Consider the following 12258-nt stretch of genomic DNA (forward strand, 5'->3'; position numbering starts at 1 on the left):
CTGCATTTAAATACAGAATTTTTCTATCTAGTTTCTTATGCCACCAATTGTACTAGCCTTTGTCTTTCCATAACAATCACTTATACCGTTAGCTTAGTGATTAGCGTGGCAAATATAGAATTTTCTGGTCAAGTATGTTTTCCTATAAATCATGAACTTACGTGCGTTAGAGCTGTGTTTTAACCATCAGAACCCTTGACTGTCTCCAAGCTAATTGAACTCTATAAATCCAAAGCTTGACCCTATACGGTAAGGTGTTTATATTGTCGCCCGCCCAACGGGGCACATCCTAAAATGCACACCGGCCATCCTGCCATCATTCGTGTATTTATATTGGTGTTGTGAACTTCCATGCTAACGAAATTTCGTCCTTTTACTCGTGAATCGGGTGCGCTTATGCACCTTTCGATTCCAATCATTTTGACTCAAATAGCTACCCAAGCGATGGGATTTGTCGATACGACAATGGCTGGCCAAGTAAGCCCTGCCGATCTCGCCGCTATTGCACTTGGCACCAGCCTTTGGATTCCTGTGCTGCTGCTACTGCGTGGCGTGATTATGGCGTTAACACCTGTTGTCGCTTATCACCGTGGCGCACGTGACTTTCAAAGTATCTCTGTTGAATTCTTCCAGATGGTTTGGTTGGCATTGATTGCTAGCGTATTACTTATCGCTTACTTGGTGAGTGCGAAACCGATCTTAGAATGGATTGGCGTAGCCGCTGAGATCATTCCTATTGGCAGTGATTATGCGTTTGCCCTAGCCTTTGGTGTACCGGGTATTGCCCTGTTCTACACCTTGAACGGCTTCTGTGAAGGTATGAACAACACCAAAGTACCAATGATCATTTCTGTGGTTGGTTTGTTGGTGAATATTCCGGTCAACTACGTGCTTATTTACGGTAAGTTCGGCTTCCCTGAAATGGGCGCTGTGGGTTGTGGCTGGGCGACAAGCTTAGTGTATTGGCTAATGTCGGGAATGCTCTATTCCTACATTAAAGGTCATCACCACTACAAAACCATCATCAGCTTTGCAGACGCTAAGCCAAAAGCAAAAGAGATGCTTCACCTTCTAAGGTTAGGTTTACCTATCGGTATGAACATCGCGGTATGTGGCAGCATCTTTGCGGTAATCGCATTGATGATTGGCCGTATTGGTGCAGAGAACGTGGCAGCCGCACAAATTGCACTTAACATATCGAGCCTAACTTACGTGATTCCGATGAGTATCTCTTTTGGTATTACGATTCGTGTTGGGCACGCTTTGGGTGAAAAAGATGAACTTGGCGCGATTGAACGCAGTAAAGTCGGTATCTTGGTTGCAGCGTTGATTTCATTGCTTTCAGTAGCGATGTTCCTGCTGTTCCCTGAGTGGATCATTAGGCTTTACACCACCGACCTTACAATAAGCGCGACAGCAGCGGTATTGTTGACCTTTACGGCGATGTACCAATTCAGCGATGCATTGCAAACGTCTGCTAACGGTGCACTGCGTGGCTATAAAGACACTAAGATCCCGATGATCTTAGCTATCGCTTCATACTGGGGCTTAGCACTACCACTGGGCATGGTATTAGGCTTAACAGACCACATTGTTCCTGCAATGGGTGAAGAAGGCTTTTGGATTGGTATTCTGACGGGCTTGAGTGTGTCAGCGGCTCTGATGTTACTTCGTTTGCGATACGTGATTAAGAAGCGTGACTTGCCATCAGCAAGTGCTCCATTGGCAAACTAAGACAAATCATCAAGATAATACAAAAAAGCGCGTTATTGCTACTCGGCAATAACGCGCTTTTTTATTCTGTCTCTAAAATCTAATGATGAGTTCGCTTAACAGTTGTTGTTAACAATACGGACTGTACATTCACATCCTTCATCAGGACATTGGCTGCCATTTGTTCGGCCAAAAGAGTCATAAAGAACAAAGCAACCTTGGCGCGTTTCTAGATCCGCGTCAGTTATGTTCGTACTATCTAATTCGGCTTGGGTAAAGTCGTAGTCATACCCGATCACAGTGTGCCGATTACCAAAATCAGAAGTTAGGCTGTCATCATCTGATAAGGTCATAAAGTCGATCATCGTTAATTTGTCGCCCGACTCGCCTCGGCTCTCTGGGCAAAGGGTTCCCCAATCAACCTCAACACTACCAATACCAAAATCGATCACATAGTTGCTCTGATCACCTGGATTTGATGCATCTGGATTAAGTCCAGCGATAATAGCTTTAGAGGTTACTTGTGTGATCACCCCTTCCATCGCGCCAGCAACACCTTCAAGTACTGCTTCTCTCGCTGACTCTTGGATATTAAGAAACCTCGGGGCTGCCGTAACGGCTAAAACACCGAGTATCACGATGACAACGATTAATTCCATTAACGTAAAGCCGTTTTTCTTCATAACACCCACATCAGCTGACAACTTAAAGATTCGATAACTCAATGAATTATTAGTAACTATACATCGCGATTAGGATTCATAAAACTCCTCCCACTTCGCCTCAAATAGCCTATATGGGACAATTTATAGAACCCTCAACTCATATCATTAACTGGAAGTGTTGTCACATAAGGCTTGAACGATTGTTGTCCCAACAATACAACAACATAAACGAGAGCAAGACACTGATAAAGTTTAATCTATTTCTTTGAGCTAACGCATAAATGAAAATGGTGGTTAATTGGTGTTAACGTTCTTCACTACTCCACTTCTAACAAAGATGTGACCCATTTTTGCAGTGGATCATCGTTGTATCTTGGGTGCCAGGCAGCTACCACATCGAAACTCTCTGGTGATTGTTCCATTGGGATTGTCACCAAATTCAAGCCCTCTATCGCTCTTGATGGTAAGAACGCAATCGAGTCAGTCGTATTTAGATACATGGGTACGATGGAGAAACACGGAGCAGACACCACCACATTGCGTTTTAAACCGAACTTCCCAAACCATTCGTCAATCGAACCTTTAAAGTTTGGGCGAGATGGTGAAGCGATGATCGTCGGATAACTCGCGACCTCTTGCAGCGAAGGATTGGTTTGTGCGATAGAGGAATGAGGTGAAGTGACACAAACATGGTGCTCTTCAAACAGCTTAATGACCTTATAACTATCTGGAATATAATCAGGGAATGCGATAGCTAAATTAACCTTACCGCTTTCCATTAACTCGTGCAGGTTATCGATTTCGAAGTCACGCACAATCAGCTTTAATTCCGGCGCTTGCTCCCTTAGCTTTGCTATCAAGCTCGGTAAAATAATCTGCTGGGCATAATCTGTCGCCGCAATCACAAACGTCCCTTTGGCTTTCTCTGGCACAAAGTTAGTCTTTGATAACAGTAAGTTGAAATCGATAAGCAGACGATCCACACCAACTGACAACTCTTGAGCAAATGTCGTAGGAACAAAGCCATTAGTCTTCCTCACGAACAACCTATCGTCGAACACTTCACGCAGTTTCTTTAAATGCCCACTGACGGCTTGTTGAGTCATGCCTAATTGGTTGGCAGCTTTAGATGCGTTCTCTTCACGTATTAGCGCTTGGAAAACCCTGAGTTGCTTTATGTCTAATCGATCTAATTTGCTCACACTCACCTACACCCGTGAAATTGGATTATGCATGAGTGTAACACTGCACAAGAAAAACCAGTAACACTCACAATTAAGCTTTGTTTCTACTTGTTTAGTCATTTAGTTAAAGTTCCTCCATCGAAACGAAACACATACAGATCGGAGAACAACATGAAAACAATTATTCTAATTGGCGCACGTGGCAAGATGGGTCAAGCAGCACTAATGGGCTTAGGCAATCACCAGATAATCACAGCGGGTCGCTCTGGCGATGTCGACCATATTGTTGATATCACCGACCCAAAGTCGATTGAAGCGCTTTACAAGAACGTGGGACACTTCGATGCGGTTGTGAACACAGTCGGCTTATGCGAATACAACACCTTTGCAGATATGACGGAAGAACAGTGGATGACCACGGTAATGAGCAAAATGATGGGACAAATTAATCTTGTTCGCATCGGCCAAAAGTACATCGCTGACGGTGGTTCATTTACACTGATTAGCGGTATTTTGAATGTGAAGCCAATCCCTTTCGCTATTGCAGATGCGACCACCAGCGGCGCGATTGATACCTTCGTAAAGTGTGTCGCGTATGAGATGCCAAGAAACACCCGCATCAATGTCATCAATCCTACCGTGCTTGCTGAAGCATGGGATGTTTACGGTGAAATGATGCCAGGTTTTGGACCCGTACCAAGCAAATTAGTCGGCAAAGCATTCGAGCGCTCAGTCGATGGCTTCCTTACCGGTGAAGTAATTTTTGTAGACGCTTAACTTTACCAACAAAACGTACACCTATAACGAAAAAGGCGAACCCCTCGGTTCGCCTTTCTTCCTAGATAGTTTGGTTAAAAACGATATCTATCGATTTATCGCCAAATATGAGCCAGCCGCAATCATTATTCCACCAGCACTTTGGTTTAATCTTTTATGAGCGCGTGGCGTTTTAAGTAAACTTGCCATTCTGCCCGCGCCCATAGCAATGATCATTAAACCGGACATAAGAGCAACCGCCGCTAAAACAGAAACCAAGACAATATCTTGTGAACGCAAAACCGTCAGATCAATAAACGTCGGTAAGAATGAAATATAGAACAGAATCACTTTCGGGTTTGATGCTGAAATCAAAAAGCCTTGAGCGAAACTAGCAAGTTCTGATTTCTGACTTTGTTTTGCCGCGAGCTCAGCTGTACCTTGCACTTCAGGCAGGCTTTTAAACATCTTGTAACCCAAGTAAATCAAATAAGCGGCACCAACATAACGAATCACCTCAAAAGCCAATGACCAGTTCTCAGCAATCGTCGCTAGACCAAAACAGGCAATCGCCAGATAAATCAGATCACTGCAGATCATTCCTACAGAAAGAGAGATGCATTTTCGCCATCCATCGACCATACCACGAGCCAAAATCGCAAAGACACCTGGCCCCGGAGTAATGCCAAATATAAACATGGCAATAAAGAATGTAACTGCGCCTTCTAATGACATTGGCTTGTCCTTACTTATAACCCAACATGATTGGTCACGAACGTATCATGGAGTTTTGACTAGAGTAAAGAGAACATTGGGGATGATAGTATTGTCAGGGAAACCTCTTACATAGGTTTCAGTATTGCCCAGCTAGGGACGGCGATTTTTTTACTGATTGCTAGGTGACGTATGTAAATCACGGAGGCAATAGAAACGATCGCACTTACATCTGTGTACGATGGCAACAACGCCAGAGTTGTGGCATGTAATGTACACCCTAACGCCACAGGAATTGCATAAAGCTCCTTTGATAACAGTAAGGTTGGACGTTGAATCAATACGTCCCTAATAACGCCTCCCCCCACGGCGGTAATAATACCCAACATGATTGGACCGAGTGGTAGCCCGAAACCTAAGCTCCATGCTTTTTCGGTCCCTTGAATCGCAAACATGGCGATAGCAATAGCATCGACGTAAAGGTTAATCGTATGAAACCATCGCTTCTTCAAAAACGAAACACAGATAAAACCCATTAAACTACTCACAACCGCGATCCAAACATAATATAGTTCCTCTGACCAAAACACGGTTACACCGAGCAATACATCACGTGTGCTACCTCCCCCTACTGCCGTAATTACACCCAATACCGCCACCGTGAAAATATCCGTCTTTTTTTCACTCGCGGCCAATACCGCAGACAAAGCGAAAGCCGCCGTACCAAGAACAGAGATCGTATTTATGAGTTCCGCGGTTGTTAGGAACATTTGATTACCCTTTAGATGCTAATTTGGCGATAAAAAAGCAGAGATGAAATCAAAATTCGCGCGTCTGCTTTTATGACAGTTTGTTTAGGTAGATTTATTTAGTAACGCTATTACGAACCGCTTTGCCCGGGTAAACATTGGGCAGCACTTTAGAGTCTTCTACGACGACTGTTCCGTTAACCACAACATACGGGATACCTGTTGATGGCAAACCTGGTTCTTTAAGTGTCGAGTTGTCCGTTACCGTTTCTGGATCAAACATCGTTATATCAGCGTCAGCGCCCACTTGAATGCGACCCTTTTTACTCATTTGATTGATACCATTGTCTTGAAGAAATTTAGCCGGCATGTAAGACATTTTAGAAACCGCAGCCATCAATGGCATTAGGTTGTCTTCACGAACCATTTTCAATACTCGTGCTTGAGTACCTGCGGCTCTTGGGTGTCCTTGTAGACCTTCATAAGACGTATTCCAGCTGTAAGCCATCATTCCGTTCTCTTTCATCAGTGGAAAAGCATCACTACCGACGATTGTTGACTCATGAGCGAGCGCGTTTTTAAGATCTTGATCCGTTGCACCGTAGAACATAACACTCGCTTGAGGGTCCTCTTTTAGCAATTGCTCATATCGCTCTTTGGTTAGGGGCTTCATTGTTTCTGTTTCAATAATGTCTGAGTAGTCTCGTGCCATATTACGCTGGTAGTTTGTTGGCTCTAGGTAGTCTGCCGCTGCAATGGTTGCGCCGTAGTTATATGGGTAGATCTCTGCCGCGACGTTCATGCCTTTTGCTTTTGCATCGTCTAGCATCTTAAGTGCAACCGGTGTTTCATTGAGCGTTTGCTGATGTACGTGTTGAACTAACAAGCCACCACCATAAATGCCCACTCCAGATAGCATCTCTTCAATACCAATTAAGCCCGATGTTGGTGGAAGTTGGCTTGAGAATCGACCGTGTAAAAAGGTTGGAACACCGTATTCACCCGCAAGTCTTTGCCACTCTTTAGTTTCGATAGTCGTTGCAGCTTTAGACATGTAACCAACTGGAACACCGATGCCTAAACCGCCATCTTTTAACTCTTTGTCGACCATTTCAGAGATCATTTCAATCTGTTGCCTTGATGCAACCTCAGTCAGTGCATCAGAGCTAATCTGCGATGCTTTCGTTTCCTCGCTATCAAAAATATCGTTGATCATTGTGCCCGTGCGAGTGTGGTAATCATCATTAAAAACTTTGGTTCGAATGCCGGCAGATGAAACGCTTGCACCAAAGTTCGTTTGTGAACGACCTTCTAGCCTTTGATACCAATCACTCACAGGATAAGCACCAACTTCTAGTGCCAATGGAGTGGTTACACCACTACGTAGATGCAGCTTTTGCATCACTGGAATCGCTACAACGTGTGAGTGAGTATCAATAAAGCCAGGTGCAACAACCAGACCTTCAGCATCAATCATCTTATCGCCTTCAATTGCATCACTCGTGATAGCAACGATCTTTCCATCTTCAACAGCTACATTAGTAACTTGGTCAAACCCTGTTTCAGGATCCATAACTCGACCATTCATAATCACTAAATCGTAAGCGAAGACACTTGGTGACATTGCCACTAACATTGCTAGGGTCGTACGTTTGATTTGAGTAGCTTTGATTTGCTTGTTCATGATGTTGACTCCAAAGGTAAGTAAATTAAGTCAGCGTTGTCCGCCTCTTTGACTCACATTATTGATGAGCTTTGTCAGCCTGATAAATCACTTAAGACGGACGAAACACATCCAAACTTCATCAAGCACAATTAACTCTTTGATATAATTAAGAACCCACACCTCAATGCGGCTTACCTCGGTGGCAGTATTTTTTAATTATTTAACTTTCTTATGGTAGGCAGGAAGGCTTGCGATCCATCTACTTAATTGAACACGCCAACAACTAAAAAGGCAGCGTTGTTAACGCTGCCTTTCCGGTTATACATTAAAAGTTAGAAATAGAATTTGTAGTTGGCCCAAACAACCGTATCGTCTATATCAATCGAACGAATTTCGGACTGCATATAACCTGTGGTGTTATCGACTCTCAGTTGACCCCATCGAGTTTTATCATTAGAGAAAGGCGTTGCGATCATTAATGTTGATTTAAGCATCGACGTTTCAATATCACCGTTTAAATAATTGTACTCTGGCCATGCCCCGATATAAGTACCATCTTCCCCCAACTGATACATCATATAGAAAGCAGCTGACCCGCCGAACGCTTCTTTGTTATCGGCGTGAAACGACAAAATTGATGCATCGGAATATTCACCAGCCAATACGCCTAAGCGTGGGAATAGCTGCAGCCCTTTAACCCCGGTATCAATCGCAGCGACTCCGCCCAAAGACGCTGAAGTAAACATCGAGTTATCAATAACATCTAGCGATAAAGCCGCTCTTGGAACAATTTTGTTCTCTGTTGAAAAAACATGGAAATATTGAACTCGACTGTCGGAATACTTCCCCTCTTTAGTCATTGTTCCTTCGACGGTAAGCATGCCGGTTTGCCCATTATCAAAATGAAAATCTCCAGATATTGAGCCCTTTACAGCGCCTTGGTTACTCATACCAAAGTAAGCTGAGGTACTCGTTTCCGTTAAGTCCGACGGGTTCGGTTCAGCGTCTTCTGCGAATAAATGCGCTGCGAACAAAGATGTTGTCGCTACAATTGAAAGAATAGATAGAGAAAGTTTTTTGCGGTTAATCATTATATATACCAGTGTAAGTTAAGTTATCACTCTCCTATGAATAAGCGAGCCGTTGGCTCTCGTTTCCGTACACCGACATTATTGAATGGAACTGATCTATCTAAAACTCCGCTAGGACGGATGAAACACATCCAAATAAAAGATACGACGAAGTGCTGAATCCTACGCATTACGCACATCATAGTTGGACATATGAATTACCTAATCCTGCAAATATCTGATAGGTTTATGTAATGCCCTAATGATTGAGTACAGCCTATGAATTTTAGTATTGAACAGTTACTCTCCTTTGTGACCGTTTACGAAGAACGGTCATTCAGCAAAGCAGCAGCCCGATTAAACAAGCACCGCACAACCACAGGCCAAGTTATCAATAACCTTGAAGATGTGTTAGCTGTTGAGTTATTCGAGCGCATAGGCCGTACGGTGGAGCCTACTGAAGACGGCAAGCTTCTTTACCACTATGCTAAGTCCGCGATTGAGCAATCTCGCATCTTCGATAACATTGCATTAAGCCTTTCTTACGGTGGGCTAGAAAGCATCAATTTTGCCTACCCTAGTATGACCCCACATCGCCTACTCTCTTCGATACGAGCTCAACTCGACCAAGACTTCCCGAATATGAAGGTCAACTTTCTAGTCAGGTCAAAGAGTCAGATTGAACAAGGGCTGGCAAGTGGCGATATTCACTTTGGCTTAGTGATGATCGACAAAGGCAAAGGAATGTACAGTAAAGACTCGACCTTTATTGGCCATATCGAGTTTTTGCCGTTCGTCAAAAAGGGAGGCAAACTCTCCCAGCTTTCACCGACTGAAGCATTGACCGCTTTACGCACTACACGCCAGTTTGTTTTAAGTGCTTTTAAAGATGAAGGCATGAAAGATAAACTCTTGGTATCAGCCATACATGAAGAAGTTGATCAGCTTGCCTTGGTTATAAAGCTGGTTCAGGACGAACTTGGTTGGGCATGGTTGCCTAAAGTGTTGTCAGAATCACCCTATGTAACTGAAAGTTTGGAAGCATTGGAAGTAGACCAATTGAAAATCGGAATGAAGTTCTCGTTTGCGCTTTGGAACCCACATTCGAAGCAAATTATGGTAATCAAAAAGTCGATCATAACAGCGACAGATGCCTACATTGAGCACTTTATGTCGTTACAAACCCCATCTAAATAGACGGAACGAGTTTAGACTTTATCAGCTCAAGCTTTAGAAACAAAATCAAAAAAGGTGATCCACAAGGATCACCTTTTATTAAGTTCGCAACATAGTCACTTGTCACTAGCTTGTATTCACCTGCATGATTATCTGAGCACTGATAGATTAATTGTTGTTAAACAAAGACTTCACATCAATATGAGCCCAGCTGGTATCATTGCCAAGCGCAGGCAGTTTGACCCACATTTGCAGCTCATTTAAGTCAGCGACGACTTGGTAGTTGGTTAAATCCACATCTTGATTGATTGGCTTAGTGACACCGCCATTATCTTTGAAGCTGCCATCCTCGTTATATAGTGGTAAATCAAAGATGTTACGCATTACTTCAGCGTCAATGTGACCGCACAGGTCTTGATGGCGTGCGTTTAAGTTATCAAGACGTTTCAGTGAAAAGCTTTGAGTTTCACGAATACCCAAACCCCAATCTGGGTTTAAAAACGTGTTGACCGTCGCGAACGAGCTAGCATCTTTATCGCTGATACGCTTTCTGTTTTCTTGGATTGTATTCTCGTAAGCGCAAGCTTGGCCGCTTTTATCCGCTAACATCCAGATCGATGCAATATCGGTACGTGACGCTTGAAAGCGTGAACTAAGAGCTTCGATCGAATCAGACTCCACCATGTAATCGACAACTGAATTTAGGAAAGATGGCTTCTCTAGCGATACGATATTACCGCCCATTGATGTACCGTCATGCAGATCGGTATACACACCCTTGTCGTTAAAGCCAGTAACCATCCACTGCCAACCTGGCCAGCTCACATTCACTAATCCGTTTGAACCGTCTGTTGGATTATAAACCGTGGTATAGATTGGAAAGTCTAGGAACACATCACTCCAGTCCATATTACGACCAACAACCGAATGACCATCGACCGTACTTTTGCCCCAAGTTGCTAACGAAGAACAACCAGAGAACGAGTGTAACTTTCCAAGGTAAATCGCCATTGGACCGCTTTGGTCTAGCACGATGACTTTTTCCAGAGGCCAGCCCAGACCATCAGCGACACCTTGGAAGTATTGCTTACGACGTAAAGAAAGTGCTGCGAAAACGCGAGTGCCAAACAGTTCAAACGCTTCTTTTTGACTGATTAACCCTTTATCAAACTCAGGCTGAACAATAACGTCGTACATCGCTTGCATGTGCTCTTTTGACAGGTTTCCGTACTGCTTGCCCATTTCATACCAGCTGCCGTTAAGCTGAAGAACGTATAGCATTTCCTCACTAGTTTCAAACATTGTGCCGTTTTCAAATTGAGCTTTAGTAGTAAGTGTTGAAGTGTTCATAATGACCTCTATTTATCTAAGTAAGTTGGTTTGCTTCTTTGCGATGGGGTCATTGTATGGACGATTTTTAAATACCAATAATTCAATATGACGGACGAAACTCATCCAAATGTGAAGTGCACGAACATATGAGATCAGAGGTCATCGAGCAGAAGCGCAGTCACATCGGTAGATGAGTTGGAATCGCAGAAGAAAGAAAGAGAAACAGATTGAGAGAATAGATAGAGCTAGAGGTTGACCAAATTTATAATTAGGCACGTCGCCAACAAAAGATTTAGCCAAATAAAAAGGCGAACCTAGTGGCTCGCCTCTGCAAAATATTGAGTACCAATCAAGGTAACAAGATTAGTTCGCCATTGGTGACAACAACTCAGGGTTAACCACCAAGTTTCGCACACCGTGAGCGTGGTCTTCATTAAAGTCATTACCTTCACACCAGTTCCCCACTGTCGCGATGTTTACTTTCGCTACTTGTGGACGAACGCTCCATGTGACTTGGAAAGGTGAACCTTGCTCGTTATAACCAGGACCCGTTGTTGAACCTGCGTATTGAATCGCTGAGCCAGTGTTTTGTGGGATGTTGGTTGCTTGGTGCAAACCATTCACTTTTGAGTGCTTAGCCAATGCTTCGAAGTCGAGTGCTTTGTTGTCATTCACTAACACATAAACTTGGGTCTCAACACGCAGTTGCGGATTGGTAATCGCATCGTTGAAACAAGCACCAAGGGTTTCACCCGGTTCTACTTGTGCCGTTGAGTACACGTAATGCACTTCTATGGTGTCGCCCGAATGCAAAGAGCCATGTTCGCTTGGACAAACCTCATCCTCAAATGGTTTAAGCTCTGCATCACTCAACTTACCTGTGTATTTAAAACCACTCTGGAAGCCCTTACCATCGCCGTTGCCTGCGTATTGGGTAAACTCGCCACCTTTGTGTTCTGCGTTCTTATGGAAGTGGATATTACATAGGTTCATGGCGGTTGAACCTGGCGCATCCGAAAACAATCGAGCGTTTGTTCCTTCGGCTGAACCTAAATCGCGTGGCGCTTGTGGGCCAAAACCTTTTCCTTGCGTGTTTTCAGACAGGTTCGCTCTTTGTTCGGTGATGACACTGTCTGCTACCGACTCATGGCTCACGTCAGAAGCGTTTGCTTGAGCCGCCAACATAACCATCGCGACGCTTAAAAATGCACTCTTATTCTTCATATCTCTTCC

11 protein-coding genes are annotated in these 12258 nt (G+C 43.8%); 3 read left to right on the forward strand and 8 right to left on the reverse strand.

The features are described 5' to 3' along the window. Window positions 1–351 precede the first annotated feature (351 nt). The gene (locus OCV12_RS22600) at window positions 352–1734 is read left to right on the forward strand and encodes an MATE family efflux transporter (RefSeq protein WP_261886232.1); all 1383 of its coding nucleotides are present in this window, start codon (window positions 352–354) and stop codon (window positions 1732–1734) included. Between the two features lie 95 nt (window positions 1735–1829). Here the strand turns inward: OCV12_RS22600 and OCV12_RS22605 are convergent, their stop codons facing one another. Together OCV12_RS22605 and OCV12_RS22610 are read right to left on the reverse strand one after the other, a co-directional pair. Next, complete coding sequence (locus OCV12_RS22605; protein WP_261887122.1) at window positions 1830–2372, reverse strand: type II secretion system protein; 543 nt, start codon at window positions 2370–2372, stop codon at window positions 1830–1832. Window positions 2373–2695: 323 nt separating this feature from the next. Beyond that, window positions 2696–3580 carry a LysR family transcriptional regulator gene (locus OCV12_RS22610; protein ID WP_261886233.1) on the reverse strand — a complete coding sequence of 295 codons (885 nt, stop codon included), beginning with the start codon at window positions 3578–3580 and terminating at the stop codon, window positions 2696–2698. 153 nt (window positions 3581–3733) lie between these two features. Here OCV12_RS22610 and OCV12_RS22615 point away from each other — a divergent pair, with 153 nt between their 5' ends. Further along, window positions 3734–4339, forward strand: a complete 606-nt coding sequence (locus OCV12_RS22615; RefSeq protein WP_261886234.1) for a short chain dehydrogenase — start codon at window positions 3734–3736, stop codon at window positions 4337–4339. Window positions 4340–4426: 87 nt separating this feature from the next. Here OCV12_RS22615 and OCV12_RS22620 read toward each other — a convergent pair whose 3' ends face one another. The 4 genes from OCV12_RS22620 to OCV12_RS22635 all read right to left on the reverse strand — a co-directional run bounded on the left by OCV12_RS22620 (window position 4427) and on the right by OCV12_RS22635 (window position 8538). Beyond that, on the reverse strand, window positions 4427–5053 hold the full coding sequence (locus OCV12_RS22620) for a LysE family translocator (RefSeq protein ID WP_261886235.1): 627 nt from the start codon (window positions 5051–5053) through the stop codon (window positions 4427–4429). 107 nt (window positions 5054–5160) lie between these two features. Next, on the reverse strand, window positions 5161–5802 hold the full coding sequence (locus OCV12_RS22625; RefSeq protein ID WP_261886236.1) for a trimeric intracellular cation channel family protein: 642 nt from the start codon (window positions 5800–5802) through the stop codon (window positions 5161–5163). A 94-nt stretch (window positions 5803–5896) separates the two neighbouring features. Beyond that, entirely contained in the window at window positions 5897–7465 is a 1569-nt protein-coding gene (locus OCV12_RS22630; protein WP_261886237.1) for an amidohydrolase family protein, read from the reverse strand. Window positions 7466–7779: 314 nt separating this feature from the next. Beyond that, window positions 7780–8538, reverse strand: a complete 759-nt coding sequence (locus tag OCV12_RS22635) for a hypothetical protein (protein WP_261886238.1) — start codon at window positions 8536–8538, stop codon at window positions 7780–7782. 258 nt (window positions 8539–8796) lie between these two features. Between OCV12_RS22635 and OCV12_RS22640 the strand changes: the two genes are divergently transcribed. Further along, window positions 8797–9714, forward strand: coding sequence for a LysR family transcriptional regulator (locus OCV12_RS22640; protein ID WP_261886239.1), 918 nt, complete (start codon window positions 8797–8799; stop codon window positions 9712–9714). A gap of 147 nt (window positions 9715–9861) precedes the next feature. Here OCV12_RS22640 and OCV12_RS22645 read toward each other — a convergent pair whose 3' ends face one another. Together OCV12_RS22645 and OCV12_RS22650 are read right to left on the reverse strand one after the other, a co-directional pair. After that, complete coding sequence (locus OCV12_RS22645; protein WP_261886240.1) at window positions 9862–11043, reverse strand: C45 family autoproteolytic acyltransferase/hydolase; 1182 nt, start codon at window positions 11041–11043, stop codon at window positions 9862–9864. Between the two features lie 345 nt (window positions 11044–11388). Next, window positions 11389–12249, reverse strand: a complete 861-nt coding sequence (locus OCV12_RS22650) for a delta-class carbonic anhydrase (protein ID WP_261886241.1) — start codon at window positions 12247–12249, stop codon at window positions 11389–11391. Window positions 12250–12258 lie beyond the last annotated feature (9 nt).

Origin of the sequence: Vibrio pomeroyi (assembly GCF_024347595.1) — a bacterium.
Classification (GTDB): domain Bacteria; phylum Pseudomonadota; class Gammaproteobacteria; order Enterobacterales; family Vibrionaceae; genus Vibrio; species Vibrio pomeroyi.

Coding starts and splice junctions, on each gene's coding strand:
- OCV12_RS22600 (WP_261886232.1), top strand. CDS start 352: ATGCTAACGAAATTTCGTCCTTTTACTCGTGAATCGGGTGCGCTTATG.
- OCV12_RS22605 (WP_261887122.1), bottom strand. CDS start 2,372: ATGGAATTAATCGTTGTCATCGTGATACTCGGTGTTTTAGCCGTTACG.
- OCV12_RS22615 (WP_261886234.1), top strand. CDS start 3,734: ATGAAAACAATTATTCTAATTGGCGCACGTGGCAAGATGGGTCAAGCA.
- OCV12_RS22620 (WP_261886235.1), bottom strand. CDS start 5,053: ATGTCATTAGAAGGCGCAGTTACATTCTTTATTGCCATGTTTATATTT.
- OCV12_RS22625 (WP_261886236.1), bottom strand. CDS start 5,802: ATGTTCCTAACAACCGCGGAACTCATAAATACGATCTCTGTTCTTGGT.
- OCV12_RS22630 (WP_261886237.1), bottom strand. CDS start 7,465: ATGAACAAGCAAATCAAAGCTACTCAAATCAAACGTACGACCCTAGCA.
- OCV12_RS22635 (WP_261886238.1), bottom strand. CDS start 8,538: ATGATTAACCGCAAAAAACTTTCTCTATCTATTCTTTCAATTGTAGCG.
- OCV12_RS22640 (WP_261886239.1), top strand. CDS start 8,797: ATGAATTTTAGTATTGAACAGTTACTCTCCTTTGTGACCGTTTACGAA.
- OCV12_RS22645 (WP_261886240.1), bottom strand. CDS start 11,043: ATGAACACTTCAACACTTACTACTAAAGCTCAATTTGAAAACGGCACA.
- OCV12_RS22650 (WP_261886241.1), bottom strand. CDS start 12,249: ATGAAGAATAAGAGTGCATTTTTAAGCGTCGCGATGGTTATGTTGGCG.